Origin of the sequence: Snodgrassella sp. B3800 (genome assembly GCF_026535865.1) — a bacterium.
Lineage (GTDB): Bacteria > Pseudomonadota > Gammaproteobacteria > Burkholderiales > Neisseriaceae > Snodgrassella > Snodgrassella alvi_E.
The window spans coordinates 20,333-40,079 of sequence record NZ_JAFNPH010000007.1 but is presented as its reverse complement, the minus strand read 5'-3'; the positions used below and the strand labels follow the sequence as shown (position 1 = coordinate 40,079).

Sequence of the window (19,747 nt, the reverse complement as noted above, 5' to 3'; positions counted from 1 at the left end):
AAATAGCTCAATTACACCACATTAATATTAATACTCTATAAAATATTTATAGAGTAAGCTTTTCATCAGAAATTACAGGATCTAATTATCTGTATTTATAGCATGTTAAGAGAATTATAAAATATTGAGTTTGAGACTTCTGATTAATGCTAAATAAGAAATAAATCATACTGATACAGATAAATATCCTATTTTCATAAAATTTTCAGCAGTGATACACCAAATATCTGTCTTAAATCAAATAAGTAAAATGAAAACGATTTATCAGCCAACACAATAAAATTAGGATAGGAATGGAGGAAATCATATTTTAATCACTGCACATTTGAATCAACGGTTATAAGTTTTATCCCGCTACCTGTGCAGGATACTTCTGGTTATATCATGGTTGATTTGAATGTCGTGCAAGCTTTAAATCATGAAATCCACCATTTCTGGCAGTCTAAACATGGTCAAACGTAGCGGTTTAAACCAGACTATCTGTTCTGGTTGCAAATTCAGTGTACGGAATTCAGCCGGAGAAAGCCACACTTGAACTCGCTGTTTATTATTATAACGGCACAGCCATAATCTTATTTGTGCACCAATAATATGTATTTCCTCCACTATAGCTGAATCTATGACATTACTTTGGTTTTCCGTTAATATTTGTATTTCTTGCGGACGCACATAGACAGTTACATTCTGGCGTGTCCGCTCACCAGTGGTGACAGGTTCACGATAGTGCCCTAGACACAATTGCCCCTGTTCGATACAAGCATCTTCAAATACATTTACTTCACCCAAAAACTCCGTCACAAAAACATTTTCAGGATGATCATACAAAGAAGCTGCTGCACCGCTTTGCTCGATTTTGCCCTGATTCATCACCACAATCTGATCGGCCATTTCCAGCGCCTCTTCCTGATCATGAGTCACCAGCACACTGGTAATACCCAATTGATGATGTATTTCTACCAGCCACTGGCGCAATTCCTTACGTACCTTAGCATCCAGTGCACCAAAAGGTTCATCTAGCAACAGCAATTTTGGTTTGGTAGCCAGAGCACGTGCCAGTGCAATACGTTGACGTTGGCCGCCGGATAATTGCTGCGGGTACACTTTGGCTAGCCATTCCAACTGTACCAGCTTTAATAACTCTTCCACTCGTGCTGCTATTTGATCTTTATCGGGGCGTATACGTCGGGGCATTACTTTCAATCCGAAAGCAACATTTTCAAACACGGTCATATGGCGAAACAGCGCATAATGCTGAAACATAAAGCCTACCCGCCGTTCCCGTACATGCAGATTGCTGACCTCCTCATCCCCGAAAAAAAGTTCACCGGAATCTGCATATTCCAACCCCGCAATGATACGCAGCAACGTGGTTTTGCCACAACCTGAAGGTCCCAGTAAAGCAGTTAATGAACCATTAGGCACCTGTAGATTGATATCCTGTAAGGCAGGATATTCGCCATAAGATTTATTCAAATGCTGGATACGGATACTCATAATCGCTACTCAATGCTATGTACCTGACTGTTTAATTGGTTACTGCTATACGTGCACGTTGTGCATCCCTATACATACGTGTCTGGCGCCAGTCGAGATACTTTTGCAACAGTAGTGTACATAAGGCCAGTAAGGCCAAAAGGCTGGATACAGCAAACGCACCTACCATGTTGTATTCGTTGTACATCATCTCTACCAGCAACGGCATAGTATTGGTTTCGCCACGAATATGTCCGGAAACCATACTTACTGCGCCAAACTCTCCCATTGCACGAGCATTTGTCAGGATAATGCCGTATACCAGCGCCCATTTCAGATTCGGTAAGGTGACACGCCAAAACATCTGCCAACCACTGGCACCGAGTATCAGTGCTGCCTGCTCTTCACTACTACCCTGAGCCTGCATTAATGGAATTAATTCCCGCGCCACAAACGGAAAAGTAACGAACAAAGTAGCCAATATCATGCCGGGAATAGCAAAGATAACTTGCACACTATGTGCTTCCATCCAGCTTCCAAGCCAGCTATTGCTGCCAAACAACAATACAAACATCAGACCAGCCACAACTGGAGAAACAGCGAATGGTAGATCCAGTAATGTTGTCCACAACTGCTTACCCCGAAATGTAAAATGGGTTAACAGCCATGCCATAGCCACACCCAATACCACATTAATCGGTACCACAATCAGGGTAATCAACAGTGACAAACGCATAGCAGCCAGAGCTTCATCATCCAGCAAAGCAGCCATATATAGTTCCCAGCCCTTTGCCAGCGCATAACTAAATACGGATAATAAGGGTAGAAGCAGCAATACACTCAGACACAATAAAGTTATGCCAATAAGTAAATAACGCAACCATTTTGGCTCAGTGAGCAATGCATTGGTCTTCACGATACTCATCAGTAGCGCCCCTGTGTACGGCTGCTTAAACGCCATTGCCATAAATTTAGTGTTAATAAAATAACAAAAGATATTATCAACATAAATAGCGCCACAGCCGCTGCGGCCGGTAAATCAAAAAGCTCAAATTTACTAACAATAATGAGAGGCAGAATTTCTGATTTAAACGGTACATTACCTGCGATAAAAATGACAGAACCATATTCCCCCGTTGCCCTTGCAAATGCCATTCCTGCCCCCATCACCAGTGCTGGCAATACTTCCGGCAATAATACCCGAAACACTATAGTGAATCTGGATGCGCCTAGAATTGCTGCGGCCTCTTCATATTCGCCCGATAATTCAGCCAGCACAGGTTGTACTGCTCGTACCACAAACGGCAGGCTAACCAGCAATAAAGCCAGCCAAATACCTGTGGGGGTAAAAGCTACCTGTAAGCCCATATTAGTAAATATTCTGCCTATCCAGCCTGTAGGAGCATATAAAGTAGCCAGCGCCACCCCCGTTACTGCTGTTGGTAAAGCAAAAGGCAAATCGACCAATGCATTAACCATATCCTTGCCCCAGAACTGATAGCGTACCAGTACCCAAGCAACTAAAGTTCCTAGCAACACACTGGCTAGCATAGCCAGTAATGACATTTTCAGAGTGAGCCACACAGCTGCAAGTGTGCGTGGCTCAGAAATCACTCGTATAAAGCCAGACCAGCCCAAATCAGTCACAGTCCACACCAGCATGGCAAAAGGCAATAACACCAGTAATGACAGCGATAGTACACTTACACCCAGACTAAGAGAGAATCCGGGCAATACAGATGGCTGTTTCATTAACAGCATAATTTTTCTCCCATATGCCCGACTGCTATAAACATTACCGGCAACATTAAAGAAAAATATACCGGTAAATTGAAATCAGTCCTATTTAGGCTAAATACCTACAATAACGTGGCTAAAAATGACAAACAGAACAAAACAACAAAGACTACCGCATTCTGCTCTGCAATAGGCAGCCAACAATATAAAAGGCCGTACAGACAATTGAGAAAGAATATATTTTTGTAACTTAATAAGTCACAGTTATAACCCATTATCAGAAAAGCAGTATTGCTGACACCTGCACCACGTAATATCATGCAGACAGTTATTCAACATAAACATATCAATCTACAATAGCGAGAACACAATGCCAGCCTTTCTTCTGGATGAACAAAAAGATGCACCCTTGTCGGCTGACATCAGCTTTCTGATCCAAGCATTATTGAATATGCTGGCTCACGAAACCACCGTAGCCGTACAAACAGTATTAAGCCAGCTTATCGACGGCAAAGAACCACAAATTACTATCCAGCAAGCTCTGCCATCGCTTGACTTGCGGCAGCAGCAAGATCTCATTCGCGCATGTAGTCTGTTTGCACAGGTATTGAATATTGCAGAAGATGTACATCATGAACGGCGGCGTCAAACATATGAACAAAACAGTCAGCATTCCGGACGTACCAGCTTTAATCATGTTGTACAGCAGATTCGCCAGCAACAAATACCTACCACAGAATTGGAAACATCCTTACAACAGACCAGCATCAGTGCTGTACTAACTGCCCACCCTACCGAAGTACAACGACAATGTATTTTGTGCTTTCACCGCCATATCCGCAGCATTCTCAATGAACGCAACCATCAGCAACATCCCAACAGCGAACAACTGCAACAGCAGGCTGAAGCCATTATGCTGGCTCTTTGGCAAACCGACGAAACCCGTCATTTTCAGATCAGCGTAAGCGATGAAATTTACAACAGTATCAACTATTTTCCATTAAGTTTTTTTAAAGCCGTACCCGCACTTTACCGTAAACTACAATGCCAGCTTACCAGTATCTATCCGGATGTCAGCCTTCCTAATGTAATCACCATTGATGGCTGGGTAGGAGGTGATCGCGATGGCAATCCATATGTCAATGCAGATACATTACAGGAAGCATTTTCCTTTCAGGCCAAAGCTTTATTTCAACATTACCACCAGTGTCTGGATGAACTGCATCAGCTATTGCCACTATCTTCCCGCCGTGTTCAGGTAAATAGCAGCGTACTACACATGGCAGAACTGTCACCAGATACCGCAACCGCCCACAAGGAAGAGCCGTATCGTCGCGCCATCGCTTACATACAGACTCGCCTTAGTGCTACCGAGCAACAACTCGGTTTACAACCGTACAATCAGCATTACTGCTTACCATTCTATCGACAGTCAGAGGAATTTCTGCAAGAGCTTAATCATCTCGCCAGATCCTTACAGGAAAATGGCAGTGCCCTGCTCGGTGAGGGTAAACTGGCAGATCTGATTCGTTCAGTTTCTTTATTTGGCTTTCATTTAATGTCAGTAGACCTGCGTCAGCATGCGGCCAAACACACAGAGGTAGTGACTGAATTATTTGCTCATGCTGATTTGGAAGATTTTAAAACACTGAGTGAAGCAGCCAAACAACGAGTATTACTACGCGAACTGAGCACTCAACGCCCGCTGTACAGTCCTTACATTCAGTACAGCAACGATGCCATGCGTGAACTGACTATTTTTCAAACGGCTGCCCGCATCAAAAATGATTACGGTGAAACGGCCATTAATCAATGCATCATTTCGAATGCGGAAAGTGTCAGCGACATACTCGTAGTTGCCTTACTGCTGAAAGAAACTGGTCTGCTGAGCATCAACAATGAAAAACCCAGCAGCCGCATCAACATCGTTCCCTTATTTGAAACCATCGACGCCTTGCAGAAAAGCGTAGATATTATGGACAAACTGTTTAGCCTGCCCTGGTATCGCGCATTTCTACACAGCCGCAACAATTTGCAGGAAATCATGCTCGGATATTCCGACAGCAACAAAGATGGCGGTTATGTGACCAGTCAGTGGTCCCTGTATCTGGCGGAGTCCCAGCTAGTCAAACTGTTTGCTCACCATCATATCCGTCTACGTCTATTTCATGGTCGCGGTGGCAGCGTAGGTCGTGGCGGCGGCCCTTCTTTCGACGCCATCATGGCTCAGCCTGCAGGCAGCGTAGCCGGACAAATACGCATTACCGAGCAAGGAGAAGTGATTACCGCCAAATATGCCGACCCCACCAATGCCGAACGCAATCTGGAAGCGCTGGTTGCCGCCACACTTGAAGCCACCCTACTCCCCCCTCAAAATAGCGAGCCGGATAACCAAATCATGGATACCTTATCGGCCAGTGCATTCAGACACTATCGCAAACTAATTACCTGCCCCGGTTTCATAGAATATTTTTTACAAACAAGCCCAATACAAGAAATTGCCAGCCTCAATATCGGCAGCCGTCCTGCCAGCCGTAAAACACTAGCAAGAATTCAGGATTTACGCGCCATTCCATGGGTATTCTCATGGACACAGAATCGCCTCATGCTACCAGCATGGTATGGATTCGGCAGCGCGGTCACCGAACTAATTAATCAGGGCAGCGCCAATCTGCAACGATTGCAACAGCAAGCACAACACAGCCTTTTTTTCCAAACCATGCTTTCCAACATGGATCAGGTAATGGCCAAAGCCGACCTCACCATTGCCCGGGCTTATGTTAATCTGGCTAGCAATCAAGAAGCTGCCCACACTATTTACAGCATGCTGGCTGATGAATTTGAGCGTAGCAAACAAGCACTACTCAGCATTCTGCAACGCCAGCGTTACTTAAGTGACAACCGAACACTCGCACGCTCACTTGCCTTGCGTATCCCCTACCTAAACGCCCTAAATTGGCTTCAGATACATCTGTTGCAACAACTACGTCATCAACCAGATAACAGCGAGCTACTCCAGCTCATCCACCTAACCATTAACGGCATTGCTCAGGGATTACGGAATACAGGCTGAAGCAAAAACCAGCGCAAACAATACACCTTTGTCTTAATTACTGTTCAGCTTTATAAATATTCATCATCGGTATTTCCTTAGTTTGCATTTCTGAGCTGAATAAGGTATTTAAATAAAAAACTGGAAAAACAAAAGGCAATATAGATTACAAAACAGCAATATAGCCAACTCAGAGCAAAATCCGTCATAAACTAGTACTACTGGCTTGAAATAGCAGTATCACGACCCAATTTAATTAAATAATTCACCTTTTTGCAGAGGAAAAAATATGCAACCGGAAAACAACACCGAAAACGAAACTCAGGTAAACGAGAACACCGAAAACACCGAACCAATTATTGCGCCAGAGGCCACCATTGAAGATTTGCAAGAACGCATCAACGAGCTAGAAGGCCAGCTTAAAGATGAACAACTGCGTTCATTGGCCACTGAGCAGAATCTGCGCCGGCGCCATCAGGAAGAATTGGAAAGTGCCCATAAATTTGCCGGTCAGAAATTTGCCACTGCAATGCTGCCTGTTAAAGACTATCTGGAAATGGCTCTGCAAGATCAAAGCGGCAACTTTGATGCTCTTAAAATGGGTGTACAAATGACCCTTACCGAACTGCAAAAAGCTTTTGATCAATCCAATGTCAAAGAAATCGATCCCAAAGCTGGCGATAAACTTGACCCGCATCGTCATCAGGCTTTGCAAAGCGTTGAAAGTGAACAGGAACCCAATACTGTAGTTTCTGTAATGAAAAAAGGATATACCCTATCTGACCGCGTATTGCGTCCAGCTATGGTAACAGTAGCCAAAGCCGCCGACTCAGAATAAATCACCCGAATAAAAACCGCCTGACAGAAATTAATCAGACGGTTTTTATTGAAAAAATATCTGATATTATCTAGTTTTTTCTTATCATCTCCCTTTATTCTTTTCTCACTAATAAAAATTAAATAGATTCATTCATTATTGCTACAATTTGATTTTGCCAAATAAGCTATAAATATAATATAAACAAATCCTCTTAAATATATTCATTATTTTAGAAAGAGGAAAAACATGCGTTTAAAATGTTTTACAAGTCTGGTCATTCTAGCCATCACCAAAACTGCTCTAGCTCAAGAAATTCAATTACCGCTTACTTTCATCAAAGATATTAATATTCCCGAAGTTGTATTAAAAATCAACGGCAAACCAGAAAAATTTATTCTTGATACAGGCTCTCAGACGGCACTGCATTTACCACTCAACACTTTAAAACAGCTTCCAGAAACAATCCAAATACAAACTACAAACAAAAGCTTGGATTTAAGCGGAAAAATTAAAGAATCAGATCAATTTCTGATCAAACATCTGAATATTAACGGACTCGAATTCCAAAACATTGAAGCGATGGAATTAAAGCCTTGGGGTTGGAATTATTCCAGCAATCCAGAACAGAAAAAACCGCCTGTGCCAGATGAAAGCATACCTGTAGTCGGGTTAACACTTTTTCAAGATCACATCCTGACATTGGATATAGCCCACAGAAAAATAATTATTGATGATAGAAACAACACAAACCGATTAAGCCACCAATGGACAGTTTTTCCTTATAAAATACATCCGAAAGAAGGCATGGTTATCAAATTTACCGACCAGAAAAAAACATATAACCTGATTCTTGATACCGGAGCATCAATGTCTTTTCTTAAAGGCACATCAAGGTCGGAAAAACTCAGTAATAGCAAAAATATAACCACCGACAATACGGAAAAAACAACTCTGCGTTTGAATAAACGTGGTTATCCCATAACAGTTAAAATCTACCCAGACAACCCAACCATCCGAAAAATTCCTGTTCGTGCCGCCATTATGGATGGCATGCCGGCAGAATTCGAATCCGACGGCTTGCTTGGCATAGATTTTCTGCAAAAATACAGTGTCCGAATAGATCAAAAAAATCATCAGTTATGGATCAAACCTGCTTTTTGATTTTATGCATGAAGACAAATAATTAAGCAGATAATTTAACCTAAAGAGATGTTAGATACACCCGCAAAAATTTAACACCTCTCATACACACCAGATTTAACGCGTAATTATTTCAACATCGAGCTTAAAAACGCCTGTGTCCTTGCATGTTGGGGATTAGCGAAAAAACTGCTGGCTTCACCAGACTCTACAATTACACCTTTGTCCATAAACAACACTTGGTTAGCTACTTCCCGCGCAAAACCCATTTCATGGGTGACCACCACCATAGTCATTTTGTCTTCAGCCAGCTGCTGCATGGTTTTTAAAACTTCACCGGTTAATTCAGGATCAAGCGCAGAGGTTGGCTCATCAAACAGCATAATTTGTGGCTGCATCGCCAGTGCACGGGCAATGGCCACACGCTGTTTTTGCCCACCCGATAACTGTGACGGATAACAATCCTGTTTGTTTTCTAAACCTACTTTACGCAACAGTTCTTGTGCCAATGGCACAATTTCGTCACGTTTCAATTTTTTCACCGTAATCGGTGCTTCAATCACGTTCTGTAACACCGTCATGTGCGGAAAAAGATTAAACTGCTGAAACACCATTCCCATACGGGCACAGATATTTTTTATTGTACGTTCAGGCGCATAATGAGCACGGTTGTGAATATTATTCTGTACCAGAAAATCATTTTCAATAGCAATGCTACCAGCATCGATTTTTTCCAGATAATTCAGACACCTTAATAAAGTAGATTTACCCGAACCAGAAGAACCGATGATAGCCACCACCTCTGAACGTGCCACCTGTATATCCACACCTTTAAGCACTTCTACATTTCCAAAGGCCTTATAAATGCCCCGAGCGTCTATCATCAAATCAGTCATCGTAGCGTGCATAGCGCTTCTCCGCTTTCTGGAATCCCCAGGTCAGAATCAGGGTCATAATCAGATAGAATGCAGCCGCTACAAAAAACGGCATCAGATTAAATTCACGCTGTACCAGCTGATAAGTAACCCGCATTACATCCTGTAATGCCAACACATACACCAGCGAAGTATCCTTAACCAACGTAATGGTTTCATTACTCAGTGGCGGTAAGATTTTTTTCCACATCTGCGGCAACACAATGCGGCGCATGGTCTGGCCATAACTCATACCCAATGTTTTTGCCGCCTCATACTGCCCTTTACCTACACCCTGAATACCGGCACGGAAAATCTCGGCAAAATAAGCTGCATAGTTCAGCACAAATGCAACAATCGCAGTGGTGTAGGCAGGCAGCAAAATATTGACAGCCGGCAGAGCAAAATAAATAAAGAAGATTTGCAACATCAACGGCGTGCCACGCATCACCCAGATGTAAAAATTAACAAGGTAATCCAGCACCTTGACACCGGATAAGCGCAATAGCGCCAATACCAGCCCCAATGGAATAGACAGCAACAGGGTAATAGCAAACAGACTCAGGGTAATTTTTGCCCCAGTCCATAATTCAGGCAACATATTGAACACATAGTTCATGTGTATTCCTTAAAACAACAATAACGCTGCCTGAACAAACTCTATTCAGGCAGCGTTGATTCCAAGGCAAAGACAACATTTATTTGACGATGTCTTTACCGAACCATTTAGTTGCAATTTTAGCAGATGTACCATCGACTTTCATACTATCCAAGGCACTCTGAATTTTCTGTTCCAATGCCTGATCATTTTTTCGGAAAGCCACTGCGTATTGCTCTGTACCAAAGTTATCACTCAGCACTTTGTATTCATTAGGCTTTTTGGATACATAATAACGGCCAACCACTTCATCCACCACCAAAGCATCTACTCTTTTGGCTGAAACATCCATTAATGCTGTCACATTATCCGCATACTTTTTCAATTCTTTGAATGATTTGGCCACATTCGGTTCTGCTTCCACAGCATCAACCGCACTGCTGCCATCCTGTACGCCGACAACTTTGCCGGCCAGATCAGCTTTGGTATTAATACCACCATCAGGACGAACCACAATAATCTGATGATTATCCATATATGGCTTAGACAATAATAACTGCTGCTGCCGCTGTGGAGTAATAGTCAACCCATTCCATAACATATCTACACGCTTACTATTGAGCTCAGATTCTTTGGCACTCCAGTCAATCGGTTTCAGCTCGACAGTCAGACCGGCACGTTTGGCTGCTTCACGTGCCATATCAATGTCAAAACCTACCAGCTCATTTTTTTCGTTACGAAAACCCATAGGCGGAAAGCTATCATCCAGTCCCATAACCACTGTTTTACCATTGCGCTCAGTTGAGTCAGAAGCTGTACCGGAAGCGGATTCTCCGCCACAGGCAGCAAGCGCCACCGCAACCACAGAGCCCAGTAAAAATTTACGCATGGCGTTGTGCATATAATATTCCTGATTCAATATAAATAGATATTTGTGTCATACACTATACCGGAATTTCTTTACACTTTCATCAGTACGTGATAAATGTATTCTCTACGGCAAAACAACCTTAGGCTAATACACCAATCTTAAAATTTAACCAAATGAATAATATATATAATTTTTCAAATTATAGCTATTTCAAAACTCTTTTAATCCAAATCAGATAAATTTTTTCACTCAAAAGATTCAAGTAGTTAGACAAACAGCATTTATATTTAATATGCTTTTTTAGAAAATCATTCCAAAATCATATTGATTGTATTCATCCTAGCTGAAGCTGTTCATAACCTTCTATGGATTTTTCCATATCAATATCTATCCCTTTTCTCAAACATATGATTTAAAAAATTTTTCCAAACCAAAAGCAACCTTTATGTAATCAAGCAGTTCAGAGCATGATTTAATTTTCTGTGTTCTCAGGCAGCGGCTGATTGCACCGGATGATGTGCCATACGGAAAAACATTTTCCCTTCTTCTTCGATGCGGCGGATCGGCCATTGATACACCTCACTGAGTATATCGGAATGCATCACATTTTCAGGCGTACCTGAAACCACTATCTGGCCTTCATTCATCAGCACAATATAGTCTGAATGATTTGCAGCCATCGTCAGATCATGCAATACCATTACCACCGAAAAATCGGCATGATGCTCGCGCAGATAATGCATTAAACGGTGCTGATGACGAATATCCAGATGATTACACGGTTCATCTAGTAATAATACAGGTGCATTTTGTAGTAATGCTCGTACCACATTGGCACGCTGCTGTTCACCGCCAGACAAGCTGCCAATCCGTTGCTGCGCCAGTGCCCGCAAATCGAATACCTCTAGCAAATGATGTAATTTTTCAACCGGTGCCTGAGCTTTTTTAAACCAGCCACTGTGTGGATAACAACCAAGCTGAACATATTCTGTGACCGTCAGTGGCAAACTATATTGTCCATGCTGACCTACCCATGCAATCTGGCCACGTTTTAAATGACTGCTTACGGACTCACCGTGTACAGCTACTCCTGCTCCATGCAAACCTAACAATGCGCGCAACAGTGTAGATTTACCTGCACCATTTGGCCCAATAATGCTGGTATGTCGATTTGCCGGTATATCCAGATGTGGTACTGATAAAATGCAGCGGCCACGTGGCTGCACCTGCACATTACGCACAGTAAACAAATTTTCCATATTTTGTTCCTAACGCCGTAACGGCTGTAAAAACAGCCACAGGAAAAACGGTCCGCCCAGTAAAGCAATCACAATACCTACTGGTAAATCCACCGGATAACTTAGCCATCGAGCGACACTGTCTACCAATAATAAAAATATGGCACCCAACCAGGCTGACAACACCATAATCCGACGCCTACTGCCACCGCGGCTGCGAGCCACCACATTCGGTACCATCATACCCAGAAAACCAATAATACCGGCCAGTGAAACTGCGGCTCCTGTTAGTAGTGCGGCGCCGACCACAGTCCACATACGGGTACTGCCTACCGCCACACCCATACTAATAGCAGTTTCTTCGCCCAGCATTAAAATATCCAGCCGACGCCCGACCACCACCAGTAAGCCCAAACCCAGCACCATCACTGCCAGCGCATACCAAGGTGAAGTAAACCCCGATTCAGCCAAACTGCCGGCCAGCCAGTTAGTAGCACTACGTAACACCATATCATCCGACATAAACAAAATTAGGCTCACCAGCGCGCCGCAAAAAGCACTGATTACAAAACCCATTACCAGCAAACCCAGCGTACCGCCGCCAAGCAGACGATGTACCGTCAGTATCAGCAAGCATACCAAAAGTGCACCGATAAAAGCCGCGAAAGGTACCGTTACTGCACCCCAACCAAAAGCCAACACGGCTATTACCCCGAGTGCGGCACCGCCTGAAGTACCAATCAGACTTGGATCTGCCAGCGGATTATCAAATAAGGCCTGTAATGCTGCGCCGGAAGCAGACAATGCGGCACCTACAATCAGCGCCACCAGAACCCGCGGCAGTCGGATTCCAAGAGTGGTTTCATCCAGAGATTGTGGCCATTGCCAGCCGCCCATGCCTAGCCCGAGGCAAAACCAGCTCAGAAGCAGGCTGAATGTCACAGCAACGATAAACCAAACTAATTTAGGCCAGAACACATCCCTGACAATCATTGAGTCAGGTGTGCTGGCCGTTTGCTGCACTTGCATCATAATTATTGTGCCAGTTGATAAAGTTTAGGAATCACTTGCGGCGTATTCAGACCGTAACGAAAAAGGTCATTAGAAGGCAGGAAAAAGATTTTCTGCTTTTTAGCTGCGGGAGAAGCTGCAATTTCCGGCCGTTTAGTTAATCCCTGTACTCCACCAACCAGTTTCTGATTACGGTCTGCAATTAAAATAATATCCGGTTTTGCTGCTAGCCAAGCTTCTCGCGACATCGGCTTCATTCCTTCAATTGCCGCTGCTGCATTCACTCCGCCAGCTCTTTTAATCAGCTCATCTGCTGCGGTATTACGTCCGGATACAAAGCGTCCGTCGTAGCTTATCAGATAGCGTTTACCGGTTTTTGGCATCTGCTTTACCTGACTCAGCCAGCGGTCAGCCAAAGCATTAGCTTCTTTGTTTTTTCCAATCAATTGGCCAATCTGCCGAATACCGGCAGCATAGCCGTTTAAATCATCTTTGGGCGCAACATTGATAGCTTTAACCCCTACTCGATTTAAATTGGCATAAATACTGGCGGGCTGTGCCATCCATGAACCCAGAACGAGTGTAGGTTTTTTGGCCGCAATTGGCTCCACGCTCAGCCCGTGAAACAAACCGATACTAGGTACATTTTTTAAGGCCGGATTGGTTGAGGCCATTTCTCTGCCGACTATTTCTTTAGCTCCGCCCAATTCAACCACAACATCCGCTACGTCTGGGGTCAGTGTCACTATACGGGCAGCAAATGCAAACGGAAAAGCAGCGCACATTGCCGCTGCCAACAGTAATTTTTTCATGATTTACCCTTCTGATTACAAGCAGTACATGGGCAGGTAAACTTATTTCTGTATATGGATTGATTCATACTCATATTTAATGCCTGCCTGCCCGAGCAATTTATTAGCCAGCTAGCAGACTATCCATAAGCTGATGCCAAGATTGCATTTCATCATTACCCTCTTCGCGGCGGCCGAAAATCTGTACCACTGTCTGACGATTTTTATCGAAACCTTCAATGCAGGTTACATAACCTTCACTAATCGGGCGACGCACTACCCATGTTTCCACAATATCTGTATCACGCAGATGTAAATCAAAACCTTCTTCCGGTACTTTGGCATCCAGTACATTCAGATACCCATGAGAACGCACCACATTATGCAATTTACCGGTCTGAATTTGTACCAGTCCACGGTTACCAACAAAAATCATAATTTCCTGTTTACTGGCCTGTACATGATTCAGAACCTGTTCCCAAACACTTCGGTCAACCTGTCTGGTACATCCGGCTGGCGCATGACGATAAGACTGTTGCCGGTCTATTTTGAATGTTTCCAGTAAACCGCCAAAATGATGGACATCTTTCAGTTCATTCCAGCGCTCCTGAAAAGCCTGCTCCCGTTCTGGAGATAACGGTTCAGGTACGGTAACATTCACTTCTGGTGCAGGTAAAAATTCGGGCTTACCACTGGTTTTAAATTCATCAATCAAAGCCTGCCATGCGGCCAATCTAGTATCATCCCGCATAAATACCTTTTCGATATTCATGCCATATTCATCATAAAACTGAATAGAGCGCATGGTTTTGTCACCGATAGTCACAGTAGTGGCCAGGGCATGATGCCAGTTGTGCAGGAAAAAACGCAAATCCAGACCACCCACATTCAAAGCCAGCCCGCTACGCGCCGTGAGCGTAACATGCTCATATACGCCGATTTTTTCATGTACAGCAGCATCGTTACGCACCACGCTCAATACTTCGCCTAAAGTTTCCAGCTTCAGTACCAGTTCACGAATCTGGTTACCCAGATAAATTGAATCAGGCGCATCCGCCATTAAAGCACCTTCACTTACACCCAAATCAGCAGCAGCCTGACGCGGGAAATACATTCCTCCCTCGATGGTTGCTTTCTTATCCTGATATTGTTGCCATAAGCTCATGTTCGTTCCTTTACAAAGTTTTTATTGGTAGTAATGATTTAAAACGTGTAGCGCAATCCAACATTAAATGTCCGTCCTGGAGCTGAATAGAAATCTGCATTATCTTTGGTCAATTTGCTGGCATTACCATCACTCTGACCGGAAGTACCAGACTGGCTGTTGACATTTGGCATCATGTAGGCGATATCTGCCCAGTTCCAGTATTTCTTATTAAAGACATTGTTTATACCGGCATGGAAACTCAAGTGCTTAGTAGGTTTCCAGAAGCCGCCCAGATCAACCAATGCATAATTTCTGGATGGGTTGTAATAGCTTGTCCCCTTAGGTACGTCCTGAATATCACTATTGTCTTTTTTAGCTACATAAGTGAAATCCACATTAGCGCCCCAGATTTCCTTATCATAGGCCAGACCCAGCTTCAACTTAACCGGCATTACCGAATTCAGTGGTTGATCCACACCTTCCTGCCGGATAGACCCACGCGAATACGCCAATGATCCATTTACCTTCCAGTCTGGAGCAAATTTCCAACGTGCATAAGCCTCACCACCATAAATATGCGCTTTACTAAAGTTCTGCGCCTGCAATACTAGCGTCTGCGTACTGCCAGGGCGGCTCCATACTGCATCAGCTGGGATTTTTACCTGTCCAGAGATATTCACGTAATCAATGAAGTTTTTATAGTGATTATCAAATCCCGCAATGCCATATTCAAACACATCATTTTTACCGCGCAACCCCAGCTCAAAATTATTAGCGGTTTCAGCCTTTAGATTCGGATTACCCCATGAGCTATAGCTGCCTGGGTTCCATGAAGAAGCCAGTTGCTGTGAAGAAGGAGCGTTAAAGCCACGAGCATACTGGAAATAGGGTACCAATAGTGGATCAAAGCGGTAAGCAATGCCCAGACGCGGAGTCAGCGCACTTTGATGTTTTTTTCGTAATTCACCAATTTCATTGTTGATACCGGTAACAAATCCCTTTGAATCGGGTTTCATATGATAGTAAGACGCAGATAATCCCGGGCTAACAATCAGGTTACCCCATTGCAGATCTCCGTCTACATAAATACTGGCTCGTATGGTTTTGTTATCTGCATTAGGTTTTGAACGAGCATAATAGCCTTGCCAGTCGCTGGTCAGTTCATGATGAGCCACATTCAAACCATAGCGCCAGTCCTGCATCAGCTGAGCGCCATCAAAATGTGATGACCAGTCACTTGTCAGCCCCCATACTTTATCTTTATTGGTAAAGTCGAATACACAGCGATTATTCTGGTCAGGAATCATGCTGGTACAGCCTTTAACATAATCTCGATGCGTAGTGGAGTCGGTTTTAGTCTGCTGCCAGTAAATCTGCGTTTTACCTGAATGAATCAGCCCGTTATCACTGTGATATTCATGCCCGAGTGAAAATCGAGTTTTCTTATTATCATCTACACCCCGTACATCTGTATAGGAGCTATTCGCCTGTGATAAAGAATCAGTCCACTGATTGCGGTTTAGGTACTCTGCCGTAAAACTCAAGGTGTTTTTATCATTGATATCAAATTCATGCTTAGTCAAGAAATAGCGGCTATTGTGATCAACTGGGTCAGATTTGGTACGTAGTGCGCCACGGCCACCGACATTACCACTGTTATCCACCTCATCACCTTTTCGATAAGTGCCCAACACCATGCCGCGCCAGTTGCCACTTCTCAGCGCACCGGCTCCCGTCACTGCCGTAGATTTATCGACACTGTTATACTGAGTATCAATATAGCCGCCCTTATCCTCATCCTGTAAAATTTCTCCCGGTGTCAGAGTATGCATGGCTACAGCACCTCCTAAACCAAATCCGCGGGCATTTTTACTGATATCCACACTACTGAGTGCAGAAACATCCATAAAATTACCCCGCCCGAAAATAGCATATTGTCCTGTATGCTTCATTTCATTCGCTTCAGGCAAATCAATACCGTCAATCGTCATACTGATCCGGTTGCCACTTAGCCCGCGAATATTCACGCTGTCATTTCCTTGCCGCGTACCCTGCGCATCTAGTACCTCCACTCCGGGTATGTCTTTCAGTGCCGTTTTTAAATCTACCGCTCCATGTTTTTCAATGGTTTCAGCCTTAACGGTCGTATCCTTAAACACACTGGGAGTAGCCCGTTTAGCCTCAACATTAATCGTGGGCAAATGAGCCTCGCCCTCCGCATAAACAGCTGCAGGGAAGCCGATACAGGTTACAGCTAGCGCAATTATCTTGGGTGAGCGACACATATAAAGTTAACCCCTTTTGACAAAAATTAATGCAAAGATAGCGCATTGTAATCAATAATGATTCTTTTATACAAGTGGAAATGGGAATTATTCTTATTAATTTACAGTCATATTAACACACGTCTTGGAGAAGATCATGTTGCATAATGCTGCATATAGCTGTTTCACACCTAAATACAGCTAAGCATGCTTTAATATAAGCAATTGAAAAATAGATGATTAAATAAAACCATTGTATATTTTTGTAATATTAATCTTTCTTTGGCGCTAAGTATACGACCACACCGGTGTCTGCGTTTTGGGTCAGGCAAGATTCATTTTCATGCACAGAGAAACCATTCTGCATAAAATCACTTTATACTTTTTACCAAGCCCACTGGCATACATTCGATATTCAAGCTGACAACAAGAGCGCAGCTACGATTATAAAATTTAAAAGAATAAATTAAATATAACACTATTGACTAAACATACTGCTGTTAATTGTAATAATGTGAATATTAAAGTAAAATAATCCAATTGAAATTAGCATTATCTAATATTAATGCTAACAATCTATCTTGCTATCAAATTGACATATGGTGACTTCATTGGAACATCGTACCGATTCACCCAAATTTTCGCTTAGACAAAAAATCGGTCTTTTTTTTTAATTATTTTATTACCTCTTATCAGTATTCGCCTAAGCCTATATTTGTATCCTTCCGCGCATGAACTGAACAACCTTGAGCAACAAAATATACAACTTTCATTGCAGCTGCTGGAAATAGATAATCAGCCTGAAAGCCATGAAAAGGAAAGTAAAATATGTAAAATCAGCCAAGAAATTAAGAGAAATAATTTTTCACTTAAATATGACAGACCGTTTGCCCTAGGCGGTATGCTAAGCGGGGGCATATGTTTGTTTAGTGGTATATTAGCTTTATTTACCATTCAACGTCTGGGCAGGCAAGCCGGCAAATCGGCAAAACAGCTGCACGCTAATTTCAGCAAAGTTTCAAAAAAGATGCGGCTGATTTTTTTAGTATTGCCAACTTCCCTAATCTTGTCTTTTTCATGCAGTCTGTTTATTTTTACAGGTGGGGAAAGAACAATTCATATCATTGGTGCTCTGGTTATATGTATTGGATTATTCATCTCAGACTTGAATAGAAATCTTACAAAACATGATAATGAAATTTCTGAACTAAAAGGCATCCTTGTCACACCAGAAACCAATCCCAGAATCTGGAAGATTGTAACGCAAATTGCACATAAGCTTGAGATAAATACCATACCAAACAATATTGTGTTATGCATCGGTGGCGGTATAAGAGTCAGTGAAAAAGAAACTTATCTCTATCCAGAAGCAATACAATTAAACGGTTATACCTTATATTTAGATAGTACCTATATCAATTATTTCATGTTACCAGAATTGTGTAGTGTGATTGCTCATGAATTAAACCACATTGCTAATAATGATTTGACGTTGTCAGAAGACATCAGCCAACAAGTTGACAAATTAATCGGAACCATCACCACTTTATCCTATTCTAAAATTTTATTTCCGGCGTACTTATTATCAAATTATTTCTATTATTCATTCAGCAAAGCAATTAGAAAATGGAATTACTCTTTAATATACAAAGGTGATTTACAAGCTATCAAAGTGATACCTAAAGAGCATTTAGCTTTAGCCATAAGTAAAATCTACCTTTTACGAACACAAATTGATCAGGCTTTGAAAAATTATTCCTATAAAGCATACTCAACTGACTTACCTTTAGATTACGTAAATCAGTATGTTTCACAAACACAAACACCTCTGCTCAGGCAACTACTGGAGAAACCATCTTCTGCGTGTCAAGCCCAACCGAGTTTAGCGCGAAGACTTTCATGCATTAAATATCGTGAGTTAAACCACCTGAGTGGCCTGCTTGTTAGCATCAGCCCAACCACACTTTTGCGGAACCTTTTTAATCATGAATTGAATGAATTACAAACGGCATATAAGTTATATGTACCCAAAAAAGCTGAAGAAAACATCAATCAATTGAAAAACATTGCTAATCAGCATCAGAAAATCATTACTATTAAACAAGGCGGAATAATCAGATTAATAATGAGAGTATTAATTGCCAGTATATTTATTTTTATAACTTATGCCTTTTATAAAGGTATAAGTAATGATGCAGATCGGCTAAAGGCAGTAATTACTTTTTCTGCATTTAGTCTGTACTTTTTATATCGTTGCTACATTATGTACAGATATATTGGTTCAGTATTACTCACTTTAAAACCTCAGGGATTAGCCTTGCCCTGTTTTGATAAAATCATTCCTTGGGAACAAATATCTTTGTATTATGTAAAGAGTAATTATCACACACAGCTCGAACTTTTTCTCTCCCCAAATTATCAAATAGGTAAAATCAAACCTTGCTATGCAGATATAATATATAATCCCCAAAAAAAACAAATCAAGATAACAGCTTATGAAATCAGAGGTAAAATAAAACTAGCAGATTGCTACCAGTTAATCACGGAGTATAAAGAAATTGCTGAAGCAAGAAGAGAATTGCAACAATATAGTCAGTAAAAAATATGAAATGGTCTTTTATTAAATAGTATTATCGAGCAGAGTATCCTGTCATTACTGAGAAATTTGTTTTAAAAACAAATTTCTGCTTT

General features: G+C 42.2%; 15 protein-coding genes. 4 read left to right on the top strand and 11 right to left on the bottom strand.

All coding sequences use genetic code 11. The annotated features are described in order from the left end of the window. Positions 1 to 411: 411 nt before the first annotated feature. The 3 genes from J3U64_RS08990 to cysT are packed head-to-tail and all read right to left on the bottom strand — an operon-like array spanning position 412 to position 3,234. Complete coding sequence (locus J3U64_RS08990; protein ID WP_267408989.1) at positions 412 to 1,494, bottom strand: sulfate/molybdate ABC transporter ATP-binding protein; 1,083 nt, start codon at positions 1,492 to 1,494, stop codon at positions 412 to 414. Positions 1,495 to 1,525: 31 nt separating this feature from the next. Beyond that, positions 1,526 to 2,398, bottom strand: a complete 873-nt coding sequence (cysW, locus tag J3U64_RS08985) for a sulfate ABC transporter permease subunit CysW (protein WP_267408988.1) — start codon at positions 2,396 to 2,398, stop codon at positions 1,526 to 1,528. Next, positions 2,398 to 3,234, bottom strand: a complete 837-nt coding sequence (cysT, locus tag J3U64_RS08980) for a sulfate ABC transporter permease subunit CysT (RefSeq protein ID WP_267392000.1) — start codon at positions 3,232 to 3,234, stop codon at positions 2,398 to 2,400. Before cysT ends, cysW begins: the two co-directional genes overlap by 1 nt. A gap of 346 nt (positions 3,235 to 3,580) precedes the next feature. Here cysT and ppc point away from each other — a divergent pair, with 346 nt between their 5' ends. The 3 genes from ppc to J3U64_RS08965 all read left to right on the top strand — a co-directional run bounded on the left by ppc (position 3,581) and on the right by J3U64_RS08965 (position 8,243). Further along, the gene (gene ppc, locus J3U64_RS08975; RefSeq protein ID WP_267408987.1) at positions 3,581 to 6,283 is read left to right on the top strand and encodes a phosphoenolpyruvate carboxylase; all 2,703 of its coding nucleotides are present in this window, start codon (positions 3,581 to 3,583) and stop codon (positions 6,281 to 6,283) included. Between the two features lie 268 nt (positions 6,284 to 6,551). Then, positions 6,552 to 7,100 carry a nucleotide exchange factor GrpE gene (gene grpE, locus J3U64_RS08970; protein WP_100140849.1) on the top strand — a complete coding sequence of 183 codons (549 nt, stop codon included), beginning with the start codon at positions 6,552 to 6,554 and terminating at the stop codon, positions 7,098 to 7,100. Between the two features lie 228 nt (positions 7,101 to 7,328). Beyond that, positions 7,329 to 8,243 carry an aspartyl protease family protein gene (locus tag J3U64_RS08965; protein WP_267408986.1) on the top strand — a complete coding sequence of 305 codons (915 nt, stop codon included), beginning with the start codon at positions 7,329 to 7,331 and terminating at the stop codon, positions 8,241 to 8,243. A 107-nt stretch (positions 8,244 to 8,350) separates the two neighbouring features. Here J3U64_RS08965 and J3U64_RS08960 read toward each other — a convergent pair whose 3' ends face one another. The 8 genes from J3U64_RS08960 to J3U64_RS08925 all read right to left on the bottom strand — a co-directional run bounded on the left by J3U64_RS08960 (position 8,351) and on the right by J3U64_RS08925 (position 17,077). Next, on the bottom strand, positions 8,351 to 9,106 hold the full coding sequence (locus J3U64_RS08960; protein ID WP_100140883.1) for an amino acid ABC transporter ATP-binding protein: 756 nt from the start codon (positions 9,104 to 9,106) through the stop codon (positions 8,351 to 8,353). 4 nt (positions 9,107 to 9,110) lie between these two features. After that, positions 9,111 to 9,755 carry an amino acid ABC transporter permease gene (locus J3U64_RS08955; protein WP_100140851.1) on the bottom strand — a complete coding sequence of 215 codons (645 nt, stop codon included), beginning with the start codon at positions 9,753 to 9,755 and terminating at the stop codon, positions 9,111 to 9,113. A 79-nt stretch (positions 9,756 to 9,834) separates the two neighbouring features. Continuing rightward, the gene (locus tag J3U64_RS08950) at positions 9,835 to 10,635 is read right to left on the bottom strand and encodes an amino acid ABC transporter substrate-binding protein (protein WP_218966446.1); all 801 of its coding nucleotides are present in this window, start codon (positions 10,633 to 10,635) and stop codon (positions 9,835 to 9,837) included. Positions 10,636 to 11,093: 458 nt separating this feature from the next. Further along, a complete protein-coding gene (locus tag J3U64_RS08945; protein ID WP_267408985.1) occupies positions 11,094 to 11,864 on the bottom strand; it encodes an ABC transporter ATP-binding protein in 771 nt (256 codons plus the stop codon). Between the two features lie 9 nt (positions 11,865 to 11,873). Beyond that, positions 11,874 to 12,740 carry a FecCD family ABC transporter permease gene (locus J3U64_RS08940; RefSeq protein ID WP_416384993.1) on the bottom strand — a complete coding sequence of 289 codons (867 nt, stop codon included), beginning with the start codon at positions 12,738 to 12,740 and terminating at the stop codon, positions 11,874 to 11,876. 137 nt (positions 12,741 to 12,877) lie between these two features. Next, positions 12,878 to 13,666, bottom strand: coding sequence for a heme/hemin ABC transporter substrate-binding protein (locus tag J3U64_RS08935; RefSeq protein ID WP_100151400.1), 789 nt, complete (start codon positions 13,664 to 13,666; stop codon positions 12,878 to 12,880). Positions 13,667 to 13,769: 103 nt separating this feature from the next. Further along, on the bottom strand, positions 13,770 to 14,810 hold the full coding sequence (locus J3U64_RS08930; protein ID WP_267408984.1) for a ChuX/HutX family heme-like substrate-binding protein: 1,041 nt from the start codon (positions 14,808 to 14,810) through the stop codon (positions 13,770 to 13,772). Between the two features lie 38 nt (positions 14,811 to 14,848). After that, complete coding sequence (locus J3U64_RS08925; RefSeq protein WP_267408983.1) at positions 14,849 to 17,077, bottom strand: TonB-dependent hemoglobin/transferrin/lactoferrin family receptor; 2,229 nt, start codon at positions 17,075 to 17,077, stop codon at positions 14,849 to 14,851. Positions 17,078 to 17,771: 694 nt separating this feature from the next. On the opposite strand from J3U64_RS08925, the gene J3U64_RS08920 reads away from it, so the two are divergent. Further along, entirely contained in the window at positions 17,772 to 19,655 is a 1,884-nt protein-coding gene (locus tag J3U64_RS08920) for a hypothetical protein (RefSeq protein WP_267408982.1), read from the top strand. Positions 19,656 to 19,747: the final 92 nt, after the last annotated feature.